This window comes from Streptomyces sp. NPDC002564, from assembly GCF_042889645.1.
Lineage (GTDB): Bacteria > Actinomycetota > Actinomycetes > Streptomycetales > Streptomycetaceae > Streptomyces.
Window position 1 is genome coordinate 1 of sequence record NZ_JBIARE010000020.1, and the last position, 23,559, is coordinate 23,559.

Genomic DNA, 23,559 nt, shown 5'->3' on the forward strand with positions numbered 1-23,559 from the left:
GCCCTCGTACTGGTGGTACGAGGGCGGCCCGGCCGTGCGGCGAGGTGCCGTGCCAGGCGTCGCGGACCCGCGAAGATCGGAGAGACGCCCCCTAGGGCGTGTCCGGTGCCGGGTCTTCGCTCTCTCCGTACGGTGCCGCGCCCTGGCCCCCCGTACGGTGCCCAGCCCTGGCCCCTGTACGGGGCCGCGCCCCGCGCCCCCGCTCCCCCGTCAGTCCTGGCGCCGTCCCTCTCGTACGCGCAATGCCCGGGCCAGGTCGTCGAGTTGGTCGGCGAGCTTGCGGCGCAGGGCGGGGGTGGGGTCGGCGTCGCGCAGGCACTGTTCGCCCAGGCGGAGCGTCTCGGCGTCGACGAACGGCAGCGGGAAGGCGTACCGTCCGGCGGCCTCGGCCATGGCGGGGCCGCGCCGGGCGGCCAGGGCGATGGCGTCCTCGAAGTAGCGGGGGACGTACTCGTGGACGAGCTCGGCCTGTTCGGGTTGCCAGAAGCCCTGTGCGGTGGCGGTGAAGAGGTAGTTGGACAGGTCGTCGGTGGCGAACATCTCCTCCCACGCGGTCCGTTTGGCGGCGGCGTCGGGCAGCGAGGCCCGGCAGCGTGCCGCGCCTTCCCGGCCGGTGGCGCTGGGGTCGCGGGCCAGTTCGGCGGCGATCGCCGCCTCGTCGGTCGCGTCGAGGACGGCGAGCCGGCCGAGGACGCGCCAGCGCAGTTCGGGGTCGAGTTCGGGGCCGCCGGGCACGGTGCCCTCGGCGAGCCAGGCCTGCAGGGGCGCCGCCCGGGTGGCGACGTCGATGGAGCCGCGGACGGCGATCAGGCGCAGGCCGGGGTGGGAGCCGTCCTCGGTGCGGCGGATCAGGTCCTGGCAGAGGTCGCCGAGGACGGCGAGGGCGGCGGGCCGCACCTCGGGGGTCGCGTAGCGGTCGGCGACGTGGGTGAGGGCGAAGGTGAGGACGCCCTGGACGATGGCGAGGTCGCTCTCGCCGGGGAGGTGGGCGCGGGCGGCGTCGAGGTAGGCGGCGCCTTCGAGGTCCCCGTCGCGGACCATGTCGCGCAGGCTGTTCCACAGGACGGCGCGGGTGAGGGCGTCGGGGACGCCGGACAGGTCGCGCAGGGCGGTGTCCAGGGAGACGTCGTCCAGGCGGATCTTGGCGTAGCTGAGGTCCTGGTCGTTGGGGACGATCAGGGCGGGGCGGCCGCCGTCGCGGGTGGGGGCGGTCGCGTCGGCTTCGGGTGCGTCCCCGGCCCGGCCCGCGGTCCCGGTGCCGGGCGCGGCCCGGTCCGCGGGGACGTCCGTCTCGAAGCGTTCGCGCAGGGCGAGCCCGCGGCCGCCGGAGAGGTCGCGGTCGTAGACGCCGACGGCGATGCGGTGCGGGCGGCTGCCGCCGCTGCGGTCCACGGTCAGGCTCCACTCGCGGCCGGTGTGCGCGACCTCGGAGGTGAGGGTGTCGACGCCGGTGGTGCGCAGCCATGCCTCGGCCCAGCCGTGCACGTCGCGGTCGGTGGCGTGGGCGAGGGAGTCGATGAAGTCGGCGAGGGTGGCGTTGGCGAACTTGTGGCGGGCGAAGTGGGTGTTGATGCCCGCGAGGAAGTCCTTCTCGCCGAGCCAGGCGACGAGCTGGCGCAGGGCGCTCGCGCCCTTGGCGTAGGAGATGCCGTCGAAGTTGAGCATCGCGGACGCGGTGTCGGGCACGGCGTCGGGGTCGGGGGCGACGGGGTGGGTGGAGGGCCGCTGGTCGGCGTCGTACCCCCAGGACTTGCGGGAGACGGCGAAGTCCGTCCAGGGGTCCTTGAAGCGGGTGGCCTCGGCGGTGGTCTGGAAGCCCATGTACTCGGCGAAGGACTCGTTCAGCCAGATGTCGTCCCACCAGCGGAGGGTGACGAGGTCGCCGAACCACATGTGGGCCATCTCGTGGGCGATGACCATGGCGCGGGTCTGCCGCTCGGTGTCGGTGACGGCGGAGCGGTAGACGAATTCGTCGCGGAAGGTGACGAGGCCGGGGTTCTCCATCGCGCCCGCGTTGAATTCGGGGACGAACGCCTGGTCGTAGGAGTCGAAGGGGTAGGGCTCCTCGAACTTCTCGTGGTAGCGGTCGTAGCAGGAGCGGGTGATGTCGAGGATCTCCTCGGCGTCGGCGTCCAGGTGGGGGGCCAGTGAGCGGCGGCAGTGGATGCCGAAGGGCAGTCCGCGGTGCTCGGTGCGCACGGAGTGCCAGGGGCCGGCGGCGACGGCGACGAGGTAGGTGGAGATGAGCGGGGTGGCGGCGGCGCGCCAGGTGCCGTCTCCGGTGTGTTCGGTGACGCCGTTGGCGAGGACGGTCCAGCCGTCGGGGGCGGTGACGGTGAGGGCGAAGACGGCCTTCAGGTCGGGCTGGTCGAAGGCGGCGAAGACGCGCTGGACGTCCTCCATGAAGAGCTGGGTGTAGGCGTACGTCTCGCCGTCGGTGGGGTCGGTGAAGCGGTGCATGCCCTCGCCGGTGCGGGAGTAGCGCATCGCGGCGTCGACGCGCAGCTCGTGCTCGCCGGCGGTGAGGCCGTCGAGGGCGAGGCGGTTGTCGGTGAGGTCCGCCGGGTCGAGGGGGCGCCCGTCGAGGGTGACGGAGCGCAGCTCGGCGGGCTTGAGCTCGACGAAGGTGGCGCCGTCGGTGCGGGCGCTGAACCGGATGACGGTCCGGGAGTCGAAGGTGTCGCGGGCGGTGTCGGCCGCCCGGGTCAGATCCAGCTCGACCGTGTACCGGTGGACGTCGATGAGCCGGGCTCGGGTCTGCGCTTCGTCGCGCGTCAGTACGGGCATGGGCCCCATGCTGCCCGATGGTCCGGCGCGGGTGCAGTACGGGGATACGGGGATCGGGGGGCGGCGCAGGCGGGGCGCGCCGGGAGGGGCGGCGCCCCGCGACCGGTGGTGGGGCCCGGGTCAGGCGGACTTGGCGATCGTCTCGTGGTGGCGGATCACCTCGGCGATGATGAAGGTGAGCAGCTTCTCGGCGAAGGCCGGGTCGAGCTTGGCGTTCTCGGCGAGTTCGCGCAGGCGGGCGATCTGGCGGGCCTCGCGGCCGGGGTCGGCGGGCGGCAGGTGGTGCTGGGCCTTGAGGTGGCCGACCTGCTGGGTGCACTTGAAGCGTTCGGCGAGCATGTGGACGACGGCGGCGTCGATGTTGTCGATGCTGTCGCGCAGCCGGGACAGCTCGGCGCGCACGGTCTCGTCCGTGGCCGCGGGGGCGGCGGCGCCGTTCGCGCTGTTGTCGTCACTGGTGTGGCTGGTGGTCATGGTCCACGAGCCTACGTTGCCGCTCCGGGGCCGCCACCGGCGGAAGAGCGCAAAATGGGTGGGTCGTCGGGGTCGGGTATCTGGTGCGACCAGCCGCCCGGTACGGCCCTTCCCTGCTGGTCGCGGAAGCGTACGGGGGCCAGGCCGACGCGGCGGGTGAAGAGGCGTGAAAAGTACGCCGGGTCGTCGTAGCCGACGCGGCGGGCGACGGCGGCGACGGGCAGCTCGGTGGCGGCGAGGAGTTCCTTGGCGCGGCCCAGGCGGATGCCGAGGAGGTAGTCCTTGGGGCTGCACCCGGCGCCGCGGCGCACGGCGGTGCGCAGTTCGGCGGGCGTCATGCCGTGCCGGGCCGCGTGCTCGGCGACGGACAGGGGCTGGAAGGCGTCGCGGGCCAGTGCCTGCAGGACGGGGTCGCCGTCGGGGGCGATGTCGGCGCGGGCGCGGCGCAGTGCGACGAGGAGCTCGTGGACGGCGGCGCCGGTCTCCACCTCCAGGAGGGGGTTGCCGCGGCGGGCGGCGCGGGCGATGCGGGCGACGGCGGCGCGGGCGCCGGCCGCGTCGGAGAGCGGGACGACGGGGCGGCCGGGTTCGATGTAGCCGAGTTCGGTGTACGTGGTGGTGGCGGGCCCGGTGAAGTCGACGAAGCACTCGTCCCAGCCGGTGTCGGGGTCGGGCCCGTAGTGGTGGCGTACGCCGGGGGTGAGCCAGATCAGGGCGGGCGCGGTGACGGTGGTGCGGCGCCCGTCGGCGGAGCGGAACCAGCCGCCGCCGGCGCTGATGACGACGGCGACGTGGTGGTCGAGGGTGCGTGGGCCGACGGTCGGCAGCAGGCCGTGCTGCAGTCCGACGCCCAGGCAGGCGAGTCCGAGCCGGTGGTGGGCCGGGCTCGGGGTGAAATACCGCATCCACGTGTGGTACATCGGCGTGCGTCCCTTCCGGTGCGGGCCGGGCCCTGCCCCGCTTGCCGCGTTCCTCGGTGCGTTTCGTTCCCGCGCTGCGTGCAACGCTGCGTCCAACCGGACCCGATCTTTGTCCATGGACCCTGCCGCCCGCCAGAGGTGATCGTGGGCGGGACGTGAGCGGGAGGACGCGATGAACGGGTTCAGGGTCGGCGAGGACGATTTCGAGCTGGACGGGCGGCCGGTGCGGCTGCTGTCCGGTGCGCTGCACTATTTCCGGGTGCACGAGGCGCAGTGGGGTCACCGGCTCGCGATGCTGCGCGCGATGGGGCTCAACTGCGTGGAGACGTACGTTCCGTGGAACCTGCACGAGCCGCGGCCCGGGGAGTTCCGGGACGTTCAGGCGCTGGGCCGGTTCCTGGACGCGGCGCGGGCGGCGGGGCTGTGGGCGATCGTGCGGCCGGGGCCCTACATCTGTGCGGAGTGGGAGAACGGCGGGCTTCCGCACTGGCTGACGGGCGCGGTGGGGGCGCGGGCGCGGACCAGGGACGCGGCGTACCTGGACCGGGTGGGGGGCTGGTTCCGGCGGCTGCTGCCGCAGGTGGTGGCGCGCCAGCACGACCGGGGCGGCCCGGTGATCATGGTGCAGGTCGAGAACGAGTACGGCAGCTACGGCTCGGACCAGGTGTATCTGCGTCGCCTCGCCGACCTGTTGCGTGCCGAGGGCGTGACCGTGCCGCTGTTCACGTCCGACGGTCCCGAGGACCACATGCTGACGGGCGGGTCGATCCCGGGCGTGCTGGCCACGGCCAACTTCGGTTCGGGGGCGCGGGCGGGCTTCGGGACGCTGCGCAGGCACCGGCCGAAGGGCCCGCTGATGTGCATGGAGTTCTGGTGCGGCTGGTTCGACCACTGGGGTGCGGAGCACGTGGTGCGGGACGCCGACGACGCGGCGGCGGCGCTGCGGGAGATCCTGGAGTGCGGTGCGTCGGTGAACCTGTACATGGCGCACGGCGGGACGAACTTCGCGGGCTGGGCGGGTGCGAACCGGGGCGGCGGCGCGCTGCACGACGGGGAGCTGCAGCCGGACGTGACGTCCTACGACTACGACGCGCCGATCGACGAGTTCGGCCGGGCCACGCCCAAGTTCTGGGCGTTCCGTGCGGTGCTCGCCCCGTACGCGTCCGCTCCGCCGCCGGAGCCGCCCGCGCCGCTGCCCGCGCTCGGCGCCCCGGTCACGGTGCCGCTCACGGACTGGACGTCGCTGGAGGCGGTCCTGGAGGGGCTCGGCGGCCCGGAGTCGGAGCACGCGGTCCCGCCCACGTTCGAGGAGCTGGACGTGGACCGCGGCCTGGTCCGCTACCGCCTGACGGTGCCGGGCCCGCGCGAGCCGTATCCGCTGAGTGTGCGGGGTCTGCGGGACCGGGCGGTGGTGTACGTCGACGGCGTCCCGGCGGGTGTCCTCACCGAGGGCACGCCGACGCTCCTGGATCCCGTCGCGGGCCCGGCGCGGGTGGAGCTGTGGGTGGAGTCCCTGGGCCGGGTCAACTACGGGCCGCGCACGGGTGAGCCGAAGGGGGTCACGGGCGGGGTGCTGCACGAGCGGCAGTATCTGCACGGGGTGCGGGCGCGCCCGTTGCGCCTGGACGCGTTCGACACCCGGCCGGCGGTCGACGCGCTGCCCACGTCGGGGGCCGCGGAGGGCCGTCCGGGTCTGTACCGGGGCACGTTCGGCACGGACTCCCCCGGCGACGCCTCCCTCGCCCTGCCCGGCTGGACCCGTGGCTTCGTCTGGGTGAACGGCTTCAACCTGGGCCGCTACTGGTCGGCGGGCCCCCAGACGACGCTGTACGTCCCCGGCCCCGTGCTGCGGAGCGGCACGAACGAGGTGTGGGTCCTGGAGCTGGAGGAGGGCGGCGAGGAGGTCGGGCTCGCCTGAGCCGGCCGCCGCGACGACGGAGCCCGCCCCCGGCCGGGGCGGGCTGCGTGGTGTGCGGCGGGTGTCAGACCTCGGTGACCTCGAACGCGTCGAGGACGAACTCCGCCGTGCCGTCCTCGCCGGTCTTGCGCAGGCCGACCCAGGCCTCGCCGTCGGCGGGGGCGGTGAACTCGTAGGCGAGGGTGGCGGGTTCGGTGGCGACCGGGAGGGGTGTGCGGTCGGTCTCCCGGGGGGTGGGGGTGTCGGTGGCGGTGATCCAGGCGTACTGGCCGGCCTTCTCGTTCTCGTAGCGGAAGGAGACGCGGTAGCGCTTGCCGGGCTCGAAGCGGGTGGTGTGCGGGACCGTGCGGTAGACCAGGCCGGTGTTCTCGCCGCGGGACTTGAGGGAGTTGGTGCCGTCGATGACGTCGTCGACGGCTTTGCCGTTCCAGCCGCGCTGGGTGTACGGGGCGTGGCGCTGGGCGATGTGGGTGCGCGGGTCGGTGACGTCGCCCGCGTCGCCCTTCACGAAGGGGCCCCAGCCCTGCGGGACGTGTTCGAAGTCCTCGTGGACGAGGGTGGTGCGGGGGCGGGCGGCGGGGCGCGCGGTGGCGACGACGCGGACGTTGTCGAAGCGCACGCGTGCCTCGCCCGCCGCCGCGCGCAGCGTCAGTTCGGCGGTGCCGCCGCCCTCGGGGACGGTGAAGCGGGTGAACATGCGCTGGAAGCGGGTGCCGTGCTTGCGGTCGGCGGCGACGTAGTTGCCCGCGGTGGAGGTCTCGGTGAAGTTGACGGCGGTGACGCCGTCGGCGGTGCGGACCTCCAGGGAGGCCTTGCGCCGCTCCCCCGGCTTCGCGCCGACCTCGACCTGGACGGAGGCGGTGTACGTGCCGGCCTTGAGGCGGGCCAGGCGCTGGCCGACGGACGCGGCGGCGCCGGCGCCGATGACCAGTTCGTGGTCGCCGAGGTCGCTGAGCTCGACGGAGGCGGGGCCGCTGACCCGCCAGCCCTTGAGGGAGCCGGAGTGGAAGCCCGGGTCGTGCAGCGGGGTGCCCTGGCCCCACTTCGGGTCGGGCAGGGCGGCGGCCCGATCGCGGTAGAGGACGTAGGGCTGCTTCGGGTCGGCCGTGAGGCTGATCCTGCCGCCCGCCACGGAGACGTACGAGTCGAAGACCCTGCCCTGGTCGGTGAGCCGGTACAGCGCGACCTTGGAGCGGCGCGCCCAGGCGCGCGGGAGCCGCCAGGTGCTGGTGCCCCCGGCCGGGTTGTAGTGGTACAGCTTGGCGGGGTCGTGGGCCCTGCGGGGCTCCCAGGGCAGCAGGTAGCGGCCGTCCTCGTAGACGGTGTGTCCGTCGGTGGTGATGCGCCGTTTGCCGGTGGTGTCGGAGACGGTCGTGCCGCCCTCCCCGAAGAAGGCGATCTCGTGCTCGCCCCAGCTCTTGACGGGGTGTGCCTGGAGGTATTTGGCGGGCAGCGAGTGGGTCCAGATCAGGTCGTAGAAGGCGTGCCAGTCGGTCTTGCCGACCCAGCCCTCGAAGTTGCCCATGCGGGCGATGCCCAGGAGGGTGGGCCACTTGTCGGCGAAGACGTCCTTCTGGTGGTGGCGGACGAAGCGGATCAGCCGGGAGTTGATGCCGCGCGAGGTATCGCCGCCGTAGTCGGGCTCGGTGGCCCAGTGCGACCAGATCGCGGAGCGCTCGAAGCCGTGGCCCCACTCGGTGGTGACCGTCCAGCCCTGTTCGCGGAAGGCCCGCTGGAGGCGGTCGGAGGTCCAGCCGGACTCGCGGAACACGTCGATGTAGAGGGCGCCCAGGCCCGGGTCGGTCTGGGCGCGCAGGGCGGCGAAGCGCCGGACGATGTCGCCGGAGACCAGGTCGCGGCGCTGGTCGATGCGGTAGCTCTGGTCGAGCCAGTCCCACTGTTCGTCGTTCTTGTCGACGAGCTGGTCGGAGAAGGCGTTCGCGACGGGGTAGGACTCGGTCGCGTTGACGTGCACGCTGAAGTCGCTGTTCCACTTCTTGCCCTCGCGCAGGAGGGTGTTGAGGTCGTCGAGGCCGCCCGCGCGCGTGTTGTAGTTGTCCGCGTAGTCGGGGTGGGCGGAGTCGTGGCCCTCGGACTGGTAGCCCTTGAGGAGCGTGTACTGGCCGAGCCCGTCGGTCGCCAGGTGGATCCGCTTGACGTTGTCGAGCGTGGCGAGGAACGGGTTGGTGGCCTGCGAGGCGAAGTTGAAGGGGATGTGCGGGACGACCCGCAGGTGCGTGCGGTCGGCGCCGAGCGGGTCGACCATGATGTCGCGGAAGGCGATGGCGGCGTCCTGCCAGTCGACCGTGCCGTCGCCGTTGCGGTCACCGGTGATCACGACGGTGGCGTACGGCAGGGGTTCGGTGGCGCCGACGGGCGCGGTGGCGGCGCGGTGCGTCCACTGGCCGGGCGCCAGGCGGGCCTCCGTGTGGTCGCCGGTCCGCACCGTCTCGCGCCACAGGCGGCCGTTCTCCCAGGTGGTGCCGGCCTCGCTGGTGGGCTTGTCGTAGACGGTGTTGGTCTCGATCGCGCCGCCGAGCCGGTCGTGCGCGACGACGGCGTACGCGCAGCCGGTCGCGGCCTGCGCGGGGCTGTCGGCGGCCGGGGTGACGAGGGTGTCGCCGCTCTTGGCCTTGTCCAGCTGCACCTTGGCGGCGAGCAGGGCCGCGCCGGGCTGGTCGCTGCGCACGGCCAGCAGGGTCAGCCCGGGGATGCGCAGGGTGCCCACGCGCAGCGCGGCCGTGTCGGCGATCCTCGTGACGCGCCAGTGGACCTGCCGCCCCTTGACGGCGATCTCGACGTCGATGCGGGTGCCGCCGTCGAAGGCGAGGACGTACGCGGCGCGGTCCCGGCCCGTGGTGACGGTGACCTCGGGGGTGTGCGCGCGCTCGTCGACCAGGACCGTGGTGACCGGGTCCGTGCGCCCGTGCAGCACGGCGCCGCTCGCCCGGTCGGTGTAGGAGACGACGCTCGGGAAGGCGGTGGCGACGCGCACGTCCAGGTCGGCCGAGCGCAGGACCGCCTCGGCGGCCGCGGGCCGTGCGGCGGCGGGCGCGGCGAACGCGCTGCCGCCCGCGCCGACGGCGGCGGCCGTTCCGGCGATCGCGCCCGTCGCGACCACGGCTCTGCGGCTCGGTCCGGACGTGTCTGACGGCAGCATGGGGCACCCCTCCGTGGGACGGAATTCGTGCCGCTCACGATGCGCCGGGCGGGACGAGGTCGCCCATGGACAAAGGAGGGACAGGTCTTGGACTTACCGCCTTACCGCCTTACCGCCTTACCGCCCTTACCGCCTTACCGCGCGCGGTCCGGCCGCGGCGGGCACGGCGACGCGGGGCGTCCGCGGTGGGCGGACGCCCCGCGCCGGGGCCGTGCGGAGGTGCGCGCGGCAGGCCGCGGGCACGGATGGTCAGGTACGGGTTTCGGCGGGTGTCGTCAGAGCTCCGACGCCGCCTTCTCTATGTCGCCCGCGAAGGTCGACACCTCGGTGTAGACGCCGGGGAACTTCGGCCGGGCGCAGCCGTTGCCCCAGCTGACGATGCCGACCTGGACGTACTCGCCGGCCTCGTCCTTGCGGAACATCGGGCCGCCGGAGTCGCCCTGGCAGGTGTCCGTGCCGCCCTCGGCGAGCTTGCCCGCGCAGAGCTCCTCGCCGGGCGTCAGGTCGTCGCCGTACGCGGCCTCGCAGTCGGCGTCGCTGACGAACGGGACGGTGGCCTTGAGGAGGTGGCGCTGCTGGGCGCCGCCTTCCTTGTCGGCGCCCCAGCCCGCGATGGTGAAGTCGCCCTCGTTGAACGAGGTGTCCTTGGCGATCTTCAGGGTGGGCTGGTCGATCTTCTTCGCGAGCTTGATGAGCGCCCAGTCCTTGCCCTTGCCGTTGTAGCCGGGGGCCTGCAGGACCTTGGTGGACTTCACGCTGATCGCGTCGGGGCTCTCCAGGTCCACGACACCGCCGGTCGCGGTGATGCTCGTGTCGTCGCCGGAGCCGTCCACGCAGTGCGCGGCGGTCAGCACGACGTCCTGGGCGTACAGGGCGCCGCCACAGCCCATCGACAGGCGGACCATGAACGGGAATTCGCCCTGCTCGGCGGGGGTGCCGCCGACGACGCGCTCGCCGGGGTGGGGGCCCGGGTGGGGAGCCGCCTGCGCGGCCACGGGCTGAAGGCTGACGGTGGCCAGAGCGATCGCGCCGAGGGTGGCGGCTCTCTTCACTCCACGCAGCTTGGTCTTCAACTGACTTCCCTTCGTGGGGGGTTCGTGGGGGGATCACGCGCGGCGGGCCCCGGCCGTCCGCGCAGGATGCGCGTGGATGGCATGAGCCCGCCAAAGCGTTGTTGCGGATTATGGAGATCGGTGTCCGCTCAGGACAAGGGGCGGTTTCCGGCCAAGCCGTGGCGGACGGGCCCGCCTGCGGGGCGGGTGCCGCCGTACAGTGGAGGGCAGTTGCACGGTCCGGTGGGTGACCTCAGGGGGTGCGGACGTGACGGTCGGCGGTGGTCCTGTCGTACACGGCTATCCCCATCTGGAGACCGTGCGGGCCGCCGTCACGGCGCTCTACCGGCGCCTCTCGTACGACACCGTGCACACCTTCGAGACCAGCGTCGCCCCCGCCGACGTGGCCTTCGGCGACCAGGACGACCTCTACCTCGGCGTGCAGCGGGTCGCCCGCGAGATGGTGCGCCATCTGCGCCTGCCGGACGCCCGGATGATCGTGGGGTTCCGCGAGATGGAACACGCGGCGTATGTCGAACTCGCCGCCGGGCCCGAGTACTTCATCGAGCTGAACGACCGCTTCCGTACGCACCGCAGGGACATCGGCGCCGCCCTCGCCCACGAGGTCATGCACGTCTACCTGCACCGCCTGGACCTGTCGTTCCCCGGCACCCGCGACAACGAGATCCTCACCGACACCGCCACCACCTACCTCGGCGCGGGCTGGCTGCTGCTCGACGCCTACCGCGAGGACGGCGCGTCCTCGCAGAAGCTCGGCTACCTCACCCCGGAGGAGTTCGGCTACGTCCTGGCCAAGCGGGCGCTGGCGTTCGGCGAGTCGCCGGAGACGTGGTTCACCAGCGCGCAGGCGTACACCGCGTACACCAAGGGCCTGGCCCAGGCCCGCCGCGACGAGCAGCAGCCGCCGCTGACGGCCGCCGGGTGGGCGGGACGGCGGCGGTACGCGAAGGACCGGCGGTACGCGCAGGACCACGGCGGCGCGGTCGCGGCGGGCGGCGCCTACTCCTTCTCGCTGGACGGGCGCACCCTGCGCGTGACGTTCCCCTGCCCCACCTGCCACCAGCGGATCCGGGTGCCGGCGCGGGGGCGGGTGCGAGCGCGGTGCACGCTGTGCCGCACGGTGCTGGAGTGCGACACCTAGCGATGCGCGCCGGGCCGGAGCCGCGGTCCGGCCCGGCGGTCGGGCGGTCGGGCCGTCAGGCGGTCGGGCCGTCAGGCGGTCGTCCAGTGGCCGGGCCGGTCGAGGGAGGCGGAGAGCCGGGTGCGCTCGTCGCCCCTGGCGGCGTTCACCTGCGTCTGGGTGAGGAAGAGCGCGTCGGTGAGGTCGGCGCCGCGCAGATCCGCGTCGCGCAGGTCGGTGCCGATCAGGTCGGCCGCGCGGAGGTCCGCGTCGCGCAGGTCCGCGCCGATGAGGTACGCCCCGCGCAGGTCGGCGCCCCTGAGGTCGGCGCCGGTCAGCCGGGCGCCGATGAGGTCCGCGCCGCGCCGGTCCTTCTTCGCGCCGCCCTTGCCGCCCCGCCCCTTCCTGCCGCCCCTGCCCCCCTTGGCGCCCCGGGGCTCCGCGCCCAGGTGCGCGGCACGGACGAGTTCGCTGGCGCGCAGGAGCAGGACGTTGACCTCCTGGCGGTGGGCGACCACATCGGTCCCGGCGACGGCGTCGGCGGAACCGCGGGTCAGCCGCTCCGTGGCGGCGAGGGCCCGCTCCAGATCGGCGGTGATCGGCCGGGTCTGCGGGAGGGCGAGCGCCTCGGTCACGTACCAGAGCAGTTCGTGGAGCTGGCGCATGACCGGGAACACCTCGAACATCCGGCGCGCGGTGGCCGGATCCCGACGCCAGTCACGCCCCTCGAAGGTCCCCTGCGAGACGTGCTGGCCCGCCCCGAAGCAGTCGTACACGGTGCAGCCGCGGTAGCCCTTGTCCCGCAGATCCCGGTGGATTCCGCATCGGGAGTCCTCGCGGAGGTGGGTGCAGGGCGTGCCCGCGTCCTTGTCGACGGCGAAGTCGGAGGAGGCGGAGAAGGTCAGGGCGACACAGCACAGCCCGAAGCAGTTCCCGCAGTCGGCGCGCAGCGCGGCCCGGTCGTCGTCGAGCAGGGGCAGGGCGACGCGGTCGGACTCCGGTGCCATCGAACGGGCTCCTCTGAGGGTGGTGCGGCGGTACGACGGGCCATTGTCCCGCACGACCGGGTACGGGCCGCCGGGCGCGGGGCCGGTGCGGGGCGGAGGTCGGGCCGGGGCGGGGCGAGGTGGGGCCGATGCGGCGGCCCCGGGCGGGCTCCGGACGGGGGCACGCCCGCACGTCGGCTGCACCCGCCTCGCGGGTCCGAGGGGCTCGTACGCGCCTGCGGTACGCCGTGCCCGTACGCCGCCCTCGCCCGTACGCCCTCGCCGTACGCCCCCCGTGTCCGCCCCCGGATACACCGCGGCGCCGGGCCGGGGCGGAGTCCGCCCGGGTCCGGCGCCGCGGCCGAGGTCACGTCACGCCGCGGAGCGGCGGCCTCCCTGGGCCCCGCCACCGGAGCGGCCACGGCGGGCACGCCCGCCACCGCCACCGGTCCCGGCGGCGCCGCCACGGCCTTGACCGCCCGCGGCCTGGCCGCCCTGACGACCCTGGCCCTGGCCCTGGCGCGGCACCGACCGCTGGCCCTGGCCCGTGCCGCCCGTGCCGCCCGCACCGCTGCCGCCGCCGCGCGGGCGCCTGCGGCGCTGCGAGGAGGAGCGTGCGGCGCTCGGCTGCTGGACCGGCTGCGGCGTCTCGATGACGACCGGCACCCCGGACGGCTCGCGCGCGCCGGTGATCCGCGTCAGCTCCTCGTCGGAGGAGGAGACCCGCGCCGTGTTCGGGCTGATCTCGGCGTCCGACATGAGCCGCGTCATCTCACGCTTCTCGTCGGGGAGGACCAGGGTCACGACGCTGCCCGACTCCCCCGCCCGCGCGGTGCGCCCGCCACGGTGGAGGTAGTCCTTGTGGTCGGTGGGCGGGTCGACGTTCACGACCAGGTCGAGGTCGTCGACGTGGATGCCGCGCGCCGCGACGTTCGTCGCGATCAGGGCGGTGACCTGGCCGTTCTTGAACTGGTCGAGCGTGCGGTTGCGCTGCGGCTGCGAGCGGCCGCCGTGCAGTCCGGAGGCGCGCACCCCGTTGGCCAGGAGCCGCTTGGTGAAGCGGTCCACCGCCCGCTTGGTGTCCAGGAACATGATCACGCGGCCCTCGCGGGCGGCGATGCGCAGGGCGACGGCCTTCTTGTCCGTCTCGTCGGCGACGTAGAGCACGTGGTGCTCCATCGTCGTCACCGCGCCCGCCGACGGGTCGACGGAGTGCACGACGGGGTCGGTCAGGAACATCCGGACGAGCCGGTCGATGTTCTTGTCGAGCGTCGCCGAGAAGAGCATGGTCTGGCCGCCCTGCTCGACTTGCTTGAGCAGGGCCGTGACCTGCGGCATGAAGCCCATGTCGGCCATCTGGTCGGCCTCGTCGAGGACCGTGGTGCGCACCTGCGACAGATCGCAGTCGCCGCGCTCGATCAGGTCCTTGAGGCGGCCGGGGGTGGCCACGATGACCTCGGCGCCGCGGCGGAGCGTGCCCGCCTGGCGGCCGATCGACAGGCCGCCGACGACCGTGGCGAGCCGGAGGTTGACCGACGTCGCGTACGGCGTGAGGGCGTCCGTGACCTGCTGGGCCAGCTCGCGCGTGGGCACCAGGACCATGGCCAGCGGGGAGCGGGGCTCGGCGCGCCGCCCGGCCGTGCGGGCCAGCAGGGCGAGGCCGAAGGCGAGGGTCTTGCCGGAGCCGGTGCGCCCGCGGCCGAGGATGTCGCGCCCGGCCAGCGAGTTCGGGAGGGTGGCGGCCTGGATCGGGAAGGGGTCGGTGACGCCCTGGGCGGCCAACGTCTTCAGGAGGGCCTCGGGCATGTCGAGCTCGCCGAAGGCCTCGACCGACGGCAGCGCCGGCGTGATGCTCTCGGGCAGTGCGAACTCTCCGCCCTGGACCGGCCTCGGCTTACGGCCCCCGGACTTCTTCGCGGAATGCGAGGAATGCGCGGAACCCTTCGCCTGGCCGTACGGCCGGCCCTTTCCTGCTGCGTTGGCGGGACGCTTGCGGGCGGGACGTGCCGGTCGTTCGGAGCGGTTGTTCATGCAGTAATGCCTTCCTGGTCGCTGGACTTCCGGACCTCTGAGCCGGTGCGGCTCTGGGCCCGGTCGGGCCCGATGACAGCGCAAGCCGAGGCCCGCACCTTCCGGTGCGGGCCTCGGCTCTGAGGTACGCGCGCTGCGGCGATCAGGCAGGAACGATGTTCTCGGCCTGCAGGCCCTTCTGGCCCTGGGTGACCTCGAAGGAGACCTTCTGGCCCTCGAGGAGCTCACGGAAGCCGGAGGACGCGATGTTCGAGTAGTGGGCGAAGACGTCGGGGCCGCCGCCGTCCTGCTCGATGAAGCCGAAGCCCTTTTCCGAGTTGAACCACTTAACGGTGCCGGTTGCCATGTCAATCTCCTCAACAGGGGCAGAGTATGGAGAATCACCGAATTGTGAATCTCCAGCGCTGCAATGACCCCATCCGGAGAGAACCGGAAAAACAATAATGCGCCCTCGGAGCATTCCCGTCAGGCGCACATAAAGTTCATGGGTACCAAAACTGCAACACATAACTTTAACACGTCCTCGCGACCCGTTGTTCCCGGACCCGGGAACCGGCCACTCCCGCCCCACGCTCCCCGGCCACCACACCGCCCCCACGGCCCCCCGCGAGCCGCCGCAGGCCGCCCCCGCGCGCCGCCGCGGACCCGTCTCTACATTTTTGACTATTCGTCAGCTTCTCGCGTGCGGCCCTTCCTCCCGCACGGGCGCGTCGCTACCTTCCCTCTACCAAACAATCGCTTGGTTGGGCCGAAGCGAAAGGCGGACCGATGCGCATCTCCCGTACCCGTACCGCGACCGGACTGGTCATCTCCGCGCTCGCCCTGGGCACCCTGCCCGCCTGGGCCGCCCCCTCGGAATCCGCCGCATCCGCCGCGCCCGCCGCGCCCGCGAGGGCCGTCGCCGCCGCCCGGCCCGCTCCCGCCGACGCCGTCCGGCAGATCCCGCTGCAGGGCGCGGTCAACGTACGGGACGTGGGCGGCTACCGGACCTACGACGGCGAGCAGGTCCGCGACGGCCGGGTCTTCCGCGCCGACGCGCTCGGCAAGCTCACCGACGCCGACCTGGTCACGCTCGGCAGACTCGGCCTGAAGAAGGTCATCGACTTCCGCGTGCCCGCCGAGGTGAGCTACGACGGGGCGGACCGGCTGCCCGGCGGGCTCGTCCCGGTCTCCCGGCCGATCACCGACAACGGCCTGTTCACCCAGCTCCTCACCGCGATCGGTTCCAGGGACCCGGTCAAGCAGGAGGAGATGCTGGGCAACGGCAGGGCGGCGGCGTTCATGCGGGACGTCTACCGCACGTTCGTGACCGACGCGACCAACCGCGCGCAGTTCGCCGCCACCCTGCGCGACATCGCGGACAGCCGCTCACCGCTGCTCTACCACTGCACGTCCGGCAAGGACCGCACCGGCTGGACGACGTATCTGCTGCTGCGCCTGGTCGGCGTGCCGGACCGCACGGCGGTCGGCGACTACCTGGCGTCCAACACCTACCGGGCCGCGTACGACGCACGGCTGCGCGAGTCGCTGAAGCAGGGCGGGCTGATGCAGAACCCGGACCTGATCATCCCGCTGCAGGAGGTGCGCACCGACTACCTCGACACGGCGCTGGGCGAGGCGACGCAGCGGTACGGCGGGTTCCAGGGCTATCTGACCAAGGGGCTCGGCCTCGACGCCCGCACCATCCTGAAGCTGCGCGAGCGCCTGGTCGACTAGGCCCCGCCGCTACGCCACGATCCCCCGGTCGCGCGCCGCCGCGAGCCACGCCGGGAACTCCCCCACGAGCCGGTCGTACAGCTCGTCGTCCGGCACCGCCAGGGGGTCGTTCCCGGCGTGGAAGAAGCCCGCGTTGTCGACCGGCCGCCGGGCGGGGACGGCGAGCTCGTCGAGCTTCCTGAGGTAGTCGAACTGCTTGCTCGCGGGGTCGCCGAAGCCGATGAACTGCCAGAACAGCGGCAGCTTCGCCGCCTTGCACAGATACCGCTCGGCGGCGACCCTGTCGACGGGCCCGCCGTCGGTCTGGAAGACGACGAGGGCGGGCGCGGTCGAGCCGCTGTCGACGTAGTGGTCGATGACCGCGTCCATCGCCACGTGGTAGTTGGTCTTCCCCATGTGCCCGAGCCCGGCGACGACGGCGTCGATCCGGCCGCGGTGGGCGTCGAGCGCGATGTCCGTCACCGCGTCGATGTCCGTGGAGAAGAAGACGGTCGGCACGACCCCGTCGTCGTCGAGGTGCGCGGAGAGCCCGAGCACCCGGTCGGCGAGGACCTGGACGCTGCCGTCCTTGTAGTACGGCCGCATGGACCCGGAGTGGTCGAGGACGAGGTAGACCGCCGCCCGCGCGCCCTCCAGGCCGTGTTTGCGCAGGGACACCCCGGCGCTCTTGTAGAGGCTGACCAGCGCGGGCGCCGAGTCCTCCACCGTGCGCAGACTGATGGCCGCGTCCATGCGCCGCTCCGTTCCTCGACCCCGGGCCGCCGTGGCGCCGGCCCGTCAGCGGCCGAGGATAGCCGCCCGTGCCCCGGCGTGCGCGAGGCCTTCTGTCCGGTGCGTATGACTGCTAGACATATGACGGTCAGTCAGAAAGTGTGCGTACGCGGCGGGGTGGAGGCAGGGCATGGACGGACGGGGCTCCCGCGGCCTGGACGGCAAGACCGTGCTCATCACCGGCGCGGGCCGCGGCCAGGGCGCGGCCCAGGCCCGGCTGTTCGCCGGGGCGGGGGCGCGGGTGGTGGTCACGGACGTGCGGGAGGAGGAGGGCCGGGAGGTCGCGGACTCCCTGGGCGGACAGGGCTTGTTCGTACGGCACGACGTCACCGACGCGCGCGGGTGGGCGTCGGCCGTGGCGGGCGCGCTCGACAGGTTCGGGCGGCTCGACGCGCTGGTGAACAACGCGGCGCTGTGGCGCACGGCGTCCGTGGAGGACGAGACGTACGAGAACTTCGAGGCGCTGGTCCGGGTCAACCTGCTCGGACCGTTCCTGGGCATCCAGGCGGTGCTGCCCGCGCTGAAGGAGGCGGGCGGCGGGTCGGTGGTGAACGTGTCCTCGACGGCGGGACTCGTCGGCATCCCGGGGCACGCGGCGTACGGCTCGACGAAGTTCGGCCTGCGCGGGCTGACCCGCTCCGCGGCGCTCGACCTGGCCGGGTACCGGGTGCGGGTCAACTCCGTCCATCCGGGCGTGATCGACACCCCGATGATCGCGGCGGCCTCCGCCGGGCGGGACTGGTCGCATCTGCCGCTGGGCAGGATGGGCCGCCCGGAGGAGGTCGGCGAGCTGGTGCTGTTCCTGGTGTCGGACGCCTCGTCGTACGTGACCGGCGCGGAGTTCACCGTGGACGGCGGGGCGACGACGGGCTGAGCACGGCGGCCGGTGAGGGGCTCAGCTGCGGTGGTCGGTCAGGTACACCGAGCGCAGCGTCAGCCGGTCCGAGGTGGGACGGCCGTGCGGGCGCAGGGTCCAGGAGTCGCCGGTGCAGTCGGGCTCGGTGAACACGATCGCCCAGGTGTCGGTGTCGTTGTGCGGGGCGACGGCGGGCCCGGAGGCGGCCGGGTCGGCGACCTCGGCGAGCGTGGTGCAGCCGGGGCTCAGCGGGTCGTGCAGCGTGACCGTGCGGTGCGAGCCGTCCAGGCCCACGAAGGAGTACGAGAAGTCGCCGGTGGCGGCGCTCGCGGAGGTCGGCAGGGTGACGACGAGGGCGAGGGCGCCGAGGGCGGCGGCGACCGAGTGGCGAAGGCGCATGAGGTCCGTTTCTGACTGTTTCCGTCTGGGTCCGTCCGGCGCGCCGGACGCAGGCGAGGCGTCCCGCACGGGGCCGGCCGGGCCCGCCCGGGAGTCGGCGGGCCCGGCACGGCCCTGCCCCGCCCACACCGCCCGAATGCGCGCCCTCACCCGTGCGGACCAGCCGCAACGATCCTGCGTAGGCCATGTGAGGTACCCGGCGCCCAGGTTCCGCCCCCGGGCGCACCGGCCCGGTACCGGCCCGGCACCGGCCCCGCGCCGGCCCCGAACCGACCTCGCGCCCTACCCCGCCTGGTCCTGGAACGCCGGGAGCGCGAAGATGCGTGTCTTCGCCGCGTCGTCCATCAACTCGACCAGCGGCATGACCAGTTCCCACAGGTCCTGCTTGTCGACCTCGCGGGCCAGGGCGTCCAGGTCCCGCTCGGGCAGCGCGCCCGCCGTGTCGGCGACGACCTTGCGGGAGGCGTCGGGCAGGACGCCCACCAGGGGCAGGAACTCCGCCCACAGGCCGGTGGCCACGACCGCGCGGACGACCCCGCCGAGCACGTCCGCGCCGCGCAGCGACGGGAGTTCGGCCACCGCGCGCCGCTCCGCCGCGTCCAGGAGCGCGACCAGCGGCAGCAGGGCCTCCCACAGGTCCTGCTCCGCCACCGTCACCACCAGCGCGTCGAGCCGGTCCTGCGGCTGGCCCGCGGCGAGCGAGGCGATCCTGCCGCGCTGTTCGCCGGTGACCATCCCGGCGACGGCCAGCGCTTCGGGCCACAGCCCCTCGGCGGACGCGGAGCCGATGACGGACGCGAGCCGGTCGGCGCCGAGGAGTTCGATGAGGTGGCCGAGCCGTTCGGGGTCGTCGATCGCGAAGCCGGTGCGCAGCACGGCCGCGTCGTCGACCTGCGGCAGGATGCGGCGCAGCGCCGGGTCGGGCAGGTGGCCGACGAACCGGCCCATGGTGAGGTGGTCGCCGCGCTCGGCCAGCGCCACGGCGACGCGGACGACGAGGTTCTCGTCGAGCCGCTCGACGATGCCCCGGATGCGGCGCGGGTCCAGGTGCGCGCAGGACTCGGCGGTGAAGGACACCGGGAGCTTCTCGATGATGTCGGCGGCCCGGGCCGGTTCGAGCCGTCCGGCGACGGCGGCGGCCAGCCGGGGGCCGAGGGCCTTCTGGGAGATGGCCGCCGCGACCCCGGCCGGCACCAGCCTGGTGGCGGAGGCGATCCGGTCGAGCATGTCGGGCGCCCGGTCGAAGAGTGCCGCGACGCTCTGGGTGCGGAAGCGGCGTACGTCCTCGACGGGCAGGTCCCGCAGGAATGCGAGCGTGTCCGGGGGGACGTCGAGCAGGTGGGCGATCTTGAGGGTCTCGGCCCTGCCGCGCAGTGGGTCCATGGTGGGTCATCGCTCCTGTCGGCCGACTAGCGGAAGAGGATGCGGCGGACGGGGCCGCGGGCGAGGGCGGGCACGAGTTTGAGGGCCTCCTCGGCGGCCTCGTTCAGGCCCGCGGCCCGGCTCTCGCGCTGCCGCTCCAGCGCGTCCGCCAGGACGGCGAGCCGTGCGGGCGTCAACTGCCCGAAGGATTCCGGCGGCCGGTCCCGCAGTGCGGTGCCGAGCCGTTCGCGCTGATCCCGTGCGTCGGTGGTCACGTCGCCTCCCTGGGCCGGTCCCACGGCTGGATACGGGACCAGAGACTGGCGCCGGTTTGACTTTTAGTCAATAGCGCGGGACGCGAAAGAGCCGGGACCGCCGGGGTCTCGGCCCCCGGCGGTCCCGGCTCGTTCGGAGAGCGGCGGTCTCAGCCCTTGACGGCACCCGCCGCGAGACCCGAGCCCAGCTTGCGGTGGACGATCACGAAGAAGACCATCACCGGGAGCGTGACCAGCGTGGAGCTGGCCATGACCGGGCCCCAGGCCGTGGAGTTCTCACCGAAGAACTGGTAGATGCCCACGGCCGCCGTGTACTTGTCGCTGCCCTTCATGAAGGTGTACGCGAAGACGAACTCGTTCCACGCCGTGATGAAGGCGAAGATCGAGGTGGCGACGAGCCCGGGTCCGACCAGCGGCAGCAGCACCGACCGGAACATCCGGAACCAGGACGCCCCGTCGATGTAGGCGGCCTCCTCGACCTCCTTGGGCACGGTGGCGACGAAGCCGCGCAGCGTCCAGATGGCGAAGGGCAGGGAGAGCGCGATGTAGACGATGCTCAGCCCGAGCAGGGAGTTGAGCATGTCGTAGTCCCGCATCTGGATGAACAGCGGGATGACCAGCGCCTCCAGCGGCACCATCTGCACGACCAGGATCATGATCAGCACGGAGGTGCGGAAGCGGAACTTGAACCGGGCCACCGCGATGGCCGCGAAGAGCGACAGCAGCGCGGCCGCGACGATCGTGGCAAGCCCGACGAGCGCCGAGTTCAGCAGGTAGGTGCCGAAGTTGCCCTTGTCGAAGACGAACTCGAAGTGCTTCAGGCTGATTCCGCTGGGCAGCACGTCCGAGCCGCGCAGGGCGGCCTTCGGGTCGAGTGCCGTGGAGATCATCCAGTAGACGGGGAAGAGCGTGAAGACGAGCAGCGCGGCGACGGCGGCCGGCAGCCCGATGCGCGAGGCGAGCGTGGTGCGGCGGGCGCTCACAGGTCCTCCTCCCCCTGGCGGAACAGCGTACGGATGTAGACGACGGTGATGACGAGCAGCAGCACGGTCAGCAGGACCGCCGCGGCCGCTCCCGCGCCGTAGTCGTTCTTGGCGAAGGCCTGGATGTAGGAGAAGACTCCGAGGTTGTAGACCTCCTCGTTGGAGCCGTCGCCGCCGGGTTGCAGGTACACCTGGGTGAAGACCTTGAAGTCCCAGATGGTGGAGAGGATGGTCACCACGAGGAAGACCGGCTTGATCGTCGGCACCGTGATGTTCCAGAACCGCTGCCAGGCGCCCGCGCCGTCCAGCTCCCCCGCCTCGTACAGCTCCTTGGGGATCGTCATGAGCCCCGCGAGGACGGTGATGGCGACGAACGGGAAGCCGTGGTGGACGACGTTGAGCGTGGCGATCGCGTAGAACGGGCCGCGCTCGGTGAACCAGTTGGTGGTCTCCGGGTCGATCAGGCCGATCGAGCCGGCGATCTGGCTGGCCATGCCGTCCTGCGGCTGGAAGAGCCAGATCCACACGTACGTGCCGGTGACGGCGGGCATCGCCCAGGCGGCGAGGATCGCGATCGAGCAGATCATCCGCCAGGTCGGGCCGAGGCGGTTGAGCAGCAGCGCCACCAGGGTGCCGAGCGCGACGGTGAGGCCGACGCAGGCGACGGCGAAGAAGATGGTGTTGGGCAGGACCGTCTTCCACAGCAGGCCGCTGGAGAGCAGGTCGCTGTAGTGGTCGAAGCCGGTGAACGTCCCGACCCCGCCGCCGAACTTGACCTCGTAGTCCTGCAGCGAGAGCTTGCCGACCTGGATCAGCGGCCAGAGCAGCAGGCCCGCGAGGACCACGAGGGAAGGGGCGAGCAGGAGCCAGGGCCGGGTGAGGGCGATGAGTTTCTTCCGACGGCGGGCCGCCTCGGCCGCGCCGTCCGGCTGCCGGGAGCCGGTGCGGACCGGGGCCTCCGGTCCGCTGCTGACGAGCGTGTCTTTCACGGTGTCGTGTCTCTCACGGAGTCGGGTCTCTCATGGAGTCGTGTCGCGCACGGAATCGTGTCTCGCACGGAGTCGTGACTCGCACGGTCACGGAGTCGCGTCCCCCGTGCTCGGGGGCGCGACCTGCACGGCGGTGGACCCGCCCCTGCCTACTCGTCCTTGGCGAAGATCGCGTCCATGTCCTTGGCCGCCTTGTCGGCCGCCTCCTTGACGGACGCCTTGCCGGTGAGGATCGACTGGACCATGCCGGGAATGACCTTGGAGGCCTGGATCTCGCCGTACGCCTTGGTCTTGGGGACGGTCGCGCCGGCCTCCAGCATCTGCTTGGCGAAGGGCTCCACCAGCGGGTCCTTCTTCGCCTCGATCTTCTTCAGCTCGGAGTTCTGGCCGGGGAAGTAGTTGGTCTCCTCGGCCCACTTGGCGGCGAACTCACCGGTGGTCAGCATCTTCACGAACTCCCAGGCGAGGTCCTTCTTGTCCGTGTTGAAGGTGGACAGGTAGGAGCCGCCGAGGAAGGACTTGCTCATGCCGCCGTTCTGCCCCGGGATCGGAACCGCGCCGAGCTTGCCCTTGAGGTCCGGGTTGTTGTCGACGATCGCCTTCGGGGTCCAGTTGCCGCCCACCGACATCGCGATCTCGCCCTTGTTCCAGGCGTCGCCGACCTCCTTCTCCGTCCAGGTGTTCACCTTGGCCGGGGAGACCTTGTCCTTGGTGGCGAGGCCGGTGTAGAACTCGATGCCCTTGAGGGCCTCGGGCGAGTTGATGCCGGACTTCCACTTGCCGCCGGACTCGGTGGCCAGCTCGCCGCCCGCGCCCCACACGAAGGGGGCCGCGAACATCTCCGCGCCGCCCGCGACCGGGAAGGAGACCATCTTCGGCTCCTTCTCCTTGAGCGTCCGCGCCGCCGACTCCAGCTCCTTCCAGGTGGTCGGGGCCTTGATGCCGTGCTTGTCGAAGACGTCCTTGCGGTAGACGATCGAGCGCACGCCCGCGTACCAGGGCATGCCGTACTGCTTGCCGTCGAGCGTGCCCGCGTCCTTGAGGCCCTCGACGAGGTCGTCGTTGAGCCCGGACTTCTTCACCTCGTCGGTGACGTCGACCAGCGCGTCGGTCTCGGCGAACTGCGGGACCCAGGTGGTGCCGACCTCCGCGACGTCGGGCACCTGGTCCGCGCCGCCCTCGATGGCGGTCGTGAACTTCTTCTGGGCGGTGGCCCACTGCTGGTACTCGACCTTGATCTTGGCGCCGGTCTTCTTGGTGAAGGCCTTCTCGGCCTCCGCGAAGAACGGGCGGGCGTCGGGGTTGGTCCCCTCCATGATCCATACGGTCAGGGTCTTGCCCTTGCCGTCGGTGGCCTTGTCGCCCGAGTCGCCGTCATCCCCACCGCACGCCGTGGCGGTCAGTCCGAGACTCATGGCGATACAACCAGCGGCGATGACACGTCGATTCATGCCGGCCCCCTCCAGGTTCCGATTGGTGGGAGCGATTGTGGTCACACCTGCCCGAGGCGGTCTAGACCCATTGGGATAAGCGGCCGAACCGTAATGACGGTTGCGGGTGACGCAACATACGCTCATGCCATTGCGCCCCATGCAACGCAGGCGTCACGCAGCGGCCCGGCAACCGGCCCCGAACGCCACGACGCCCGCCTGTGTCCGGTCGGGGACAAAGCGGGCGCCGCGTCAGTTCCGCACTCCGTTGTACGGGACGTATGAGGGGTGGTACGAACCGGTGTGCGG

General features: G+C 72.6%; 19 protein-coding genes. 4 read left to right on the forward strand and 15 right to left on the reverse strand.

The window, feature by feature from the left end; translation table 11 throughout:
* Nucleotides 1-210 precede the first annotated feature (210 nt).
* The 3 genes from pepN to ACFYXE_RS36900 all read right to left on the reverse strand — a co-directional run bounded on the left by pepN (nucleotide 211) and on the right by ACFYXE_RS36900 (nucleotide 4,181).
* A complete protein-coding gene (pepN, locus tag ACFYXE_RS36890; protein WP_389320522.1) occupies nucleotides 211-2,796 on the reverse strand; it encodes an aminopeptidase N in 2,586 nt (861 codons plus the stop codon).
* 111 nt (nucleotides 2,797-2,907) lie between these two features.
* On the reverse strand, nucleotides 2,908-3,261 hold the full coding sequence (locus ACFYXE_RS36895) for a chorismate mutase (protein ID WP_361180946.1): 354 nt from the start codon (nucleotides 3,259-3,261) through the stop codon (nucleotides 2,908-2,910).
* 11 nt (nucleotides 3,262-3,272) lie between these two features.
* Nucleotides 3,273-4,181, reverse strand: coding sequence for a helix-turn-helix domain-containing protein (locus tag ACFYXE_RS36900; RefSeq protein WP_389320526.1), 909 nt, complete (start codon nucleotides 4,179-4,181; stop codon nucleotides 3,273-3,275).
* A 172-nt stretch (nucleotides 4,182-4,353) separates the two neighbouring features.
* Between ACFYXE_RS36900 and ACFYXE_RS36905 the strand changes: the two genes are divergently transcribed.
* Nucleotides 4,354-6,099: a glycoside hydrolase family 35 protein gene (locus tag ACFYXE_RS36905; protein ID WP_389320529.1), complete on the forward strand. Its 1,746-nt coding sequence runs from the start codon at nucleotides 4,354-4,356 to the stop codon at nucleotides 6,097-6,099.
* Between the two features lie 64 nt (nucleotides 6,100-6,163).
* Here the strand turns inward: ACFYXE_RS36905 and ACFYXE_RS36910 are convergent, their stop codons facing one another.
* Nucleotides 6,164-9,259, reverse strand: coding sequence for an endo-alpha-N-acetylgalactosaminidase family protein (locus ACFYXE_RS36910; RefSeq protein ID WP_389320532.1), 3,096 nt, complete (start codon nucleotides 9,257-9,259; stop codon nucleotides 6,164-6,166).
* A gap of 275 nt (nucleotides 9,260-9,534) precedes the next feature.
* Nucleotides 9,535-10,332, reverse strand: a complete 798-nt coding sequence (locus tag ACFYXE_RS36915; RefSeq protein ID WP_361181526.1) for a serine protease — start codon at nucleotides 10,330-10,332, stop codon at nucleotides 9,535-9,537.
* A gap of 226 nt (nucleotides 10,333-10,558) precedes the next feature.
* On the opposite strand from ACFYXE_RS36915, the gene ACFYXE_RS36920 reads away from it, so the two are divergent.
* Entirely contained in the window at nucleotides 10,559-11,473 is a 915-nt protein-coding gene (locus tag ACFYXE_RS36920; protein WP_389320537.1) for a hypothetical protein, read from the forward strand.
* Nucleotides 11,474-11,544: 71 nt separating this feature from the next.
* On the opposite strand, the gene ACFYXE_RS36925 is transcribed toward ACFYXE_RS36920, so the two are convergent.
* The 3 genes from ACFYXE_RS36925 to ACFYXE_RS36935 all read right to left on the reverse strand — a co-directional run bounded on the left by ACFYXE_RS36925 (nucleotide 11,545) and on the right by ACFYXE_RS36935 (nucleotide 14,815).
* Nucleotides 11,545-12,459 carry a pentapeptide repeat-containing protein gene (locus ACFYXE_RS36925; RefSeq protein WP_389320540.1) on the reverse strand — a complete coding sequence of 305 codons (915 nt, stop codon included), beginning with the start codon at nucleotides 12,457-12,459 and terminating at the stop codon, nucleotides 11,545-11,547.
* 351 nt (nucleotides 12,460-12,810) lie between these two features.
* Nucleotides 12,811-14,469, reverse strand: a complete 1,659-nt coding sequence (locus ACFYXE_RS36930) for a DEAD/DEAH box helicase (protein WP_361181300.1) — start codon at nucleotides 14,467-14,469, stop codon at nucleotides 12,811-12,813.
* 142 nt (nucleotides 14,470-14,611) lie between these two features.
* Entirely contained in the window at nucleotides 14,612-14,815 is a 204-nt protein-coding gene (locus ACFYXE_RS36935) for a cold-shock protein (protein WP_030362889.1), read from the reverse strand.
* Between the two features lie 422 nt (nucleotides 14,816-15,237).
* On the opposite strand from ACFYXE_RS36935, the gene ACFYXE_RS36940 reads away from it, so the two are divergent.
* Complete coding sequence (locus ACFYXE_RS36940) at nucleotides 15,238-16,185, forward strand: tyrosine-protein phosphatase (RefSeq protein WP_389320545.1); 948 nt, start codon at nucleotides 15,238-15,240, stop codon at nucleotides 16,183-16,185.
* A gap of 9 nt (nucleotides 16,186-16,194) precedes the next feature.
* Here ACFYXE_RS36940 and ACFYXE_RS36945 read toward each other — a convergent pair whose 3' ends face one another.
* Nucleotides 16,195-16,917: a VWA domain-containing protein gene (locus ACFYXE_RS36945; RefSeq protein ID WP_389320548.1), complete on the reverse strand. Its 723-nt coding sequence runs from the start codon at nucleotides 16,915-16,917 to the stop codon at nucleotides 16,195-16,197.
* Nucleotides 16,918-17,086: 169 nt separating this feature from the next.
* Here ACFYXE_RS36945 and ACFYXE_RS36950 point away from each other — a divergent pair, with 169 nt between their 5' ends.
* The gene (locus ACFYXE_RS36950; RefSeq protein ID WP_389320551.1) at nucleotides 17,087-17,830 is read left to right on the forward strand and encodes an SDR family NAD(P)-dependent oxidoreductase; all 744 of its coding nucleotides are present in this window, start codon (nucleotides 17,087-17,089) and stop codon (nucleotides 17,828-17,830) included.
* A gap of 21 nt (nucleotides 17,831-17,851) precedes the next feature.
* Here the strand turns inward: ACFYXE_RS36950 and ACFYXE_RS36955 are convergent, their stop codons facing one another.
* The 6 genes from ACFYXE_RS36955 to ACFYXE_RS36980 form a co-directional block, all read right to left on the reverse strand.
* Entirely contained in the window at nucleotides 17,852-18,211 is a 360-nt protein-coding gene (locus ACFYXE_RS36955) for a hypothetical protein (protein ID WP_361181296.1), read from the reverse strand.
* Between the two features lie 282 nt (nucleotides 18,212-18,493).
* A complete protein-coding gene (locus tag ACFYXE_RS36960) occupies nucleotides 18,494-19,594 on the reverse strand; it encodes a hypothetical protein (protein WP_389320555.1) in 1,101 nt (366 codons plus the stop codon).
* Between the two features lie 26 nt (nucleotides 19,595-19,620).
* Entirely contained in the window at nucleotides 19,621-19,848 is a 228-nt protein-coding gene (locus ACFYXE_RS36965; RefSeq protein WP_389320558.1) for a hypothetical protein, read from the reverse strand.
* A 149-nt stretch (nucleotides 19,849-19,997) separates the two neighbouring features.
* Nucleotides 19,998-20,831 carry a carbohydrate ABC transporter permease gene (locus tag ACFYXE_RS36970; RefSeq protein ID WP_389320562.1) on the reverse strand — a complete coding sequence of 278 codons (834 nt, stop codon included), beginning with the start codon at nucleotides 20,829-20,831 and terminating at the stop codon, nucleotides 19,998-20,000.
* Nucleotides 20,828-21,820, reverse strand: coding sequence for a carbohydrate ABC transporter permease (locus ACFYXE_RS36975; RefSeq protein WP_389320565.1), 993 nt, complete (start codon nucleotides 21,818-21,820; stop codon nucleotides 20,828-20,830). The genes ACFYXE_RS36970 and ACFYXE_RS36975 overlap by 4 nt, the downstream gene beginning before the upstream one ends.
* Nucleotides 21,821-21,969: 149 nt before the next feature.
* Nucleotides 21,970-23,271, reverse strand: coding sequence for a sugar ABC transporter substrate-binding protein (locus ACFYXE_RS36980; RefSeq protein ID WP_361180336.1), 1,302 nt, complete (start codon nucleotides 23,269-23,271; stop codon nucleotides 21,970-21,972).
* Nucleotides 23,272-23,559: the final 288 nt, after the last annotated feature.

Excerpts from the sequence above, each read along its gene's own strand:
- pepN (WP_389320522.1), bottom strand. The coding sequence starts at position 2,796 with ATGGGGCCCATGCCCGTACTGACGCGCGACGAAGCGCAGACCCGAGCC.
- ACFYXE_RS36895 (WP_361180946.1), bottom strand. The coding sequence starts at position 3,261 with ATGACCACCAGCCACACCAGTGACGACAACAGCGCGAACGGCGCCGCC.
- ACFYXE_RS36900 (WP_389320526.1), bottom strand. The coding sequence starts at position 4,181 with ATGTACCACACGTGGATGCGGTATTTCACCCCGAGCCCGGCCCACCAC.
- ACFYXE_RS36905 (WP_389320529.1), top strand. The coding sequence starts at position 4,354 with ATGAACGGGTTCAGGGTCGGCGAGGACGATTTCGAGCTGGACGGGCGG.
- ACFYXE_RS36910 (WP_389320532.1), bottom strand. The coding sequence starts at position 9,259 with ATGCTGCCGTCAGACACGTCCGGACCGAGCCGCAGAGCCGTGGTCGCG.
- ACFYXE_RS36925 (WP_389320540.1), bottom strand. The coding sequence starts at position 12,459 with ATGGCACCGGAGTCCGACCGCGTCGCCCTGCCCCTGCTCGACGACGAC.
- ACFYXE_RS36930 (WP_361181300.1), bottom strand. The coding sequence starts at position 14,469 with ATGAACAACCGCTCCGAACGACCGGCACGTCCCGCCCGCAAGCGTCCC.
- ACFYXE_RS36935 (WP_030362889.1), bottom strand. The coding sequence starts at position 14,815 with ATGGCAACCGGCACCGTTAAGTGGTTCAACTCGGAAAAGGGCTTCGGC.
- ACFYXE_RS36940 (WP_389320545.1), top strand. The coding sequence starts at position 15,238 with ATGCGCATCTCCCGTACCCGTACCGCGACCGGACTGGTCATCTCCGCG.
- ACFYXE_RS36945 (WP_389320548.1), bottom strand. The coding sequence starts at position 16,917 with ATGGACGCGGCCATCAGTCTGCGCACGGTGGAGGACTCGGCGCCCGCG.
- ACFYXE_RS36950 (WP_389320551.1), top strand. The coding sequence starts at position 17,087 with ATGGACGGACGGGGCTCCCGCGGCCTGGACGGCAAGACCGTGCTCATC.
- ACFYXE_RS36955 (WP_361181296.1), bottom strand. The coding sequence starts at position 18,211 with ATGCGCCTTCGCCACTCGGTCGCCGCCGCCCTCGGCGCCCTCGCCCTC.
- ACFYXE_RS36960 (WP_389320555.1), bottom strand. The coding sequence starts at position 19,594 with ATGGACCCACTGCGCGGCAGGGCCGAGACCCTCAAGATCGCCCACCTG.
- ACFYXE_RS36980 (WP_361180336.1), bottom strand. The coding sequence starts at position 23,271 with ATGAATCGACGTGTCATCGCCGCTGGTTGTATCGCCATGAGTCTCGGA.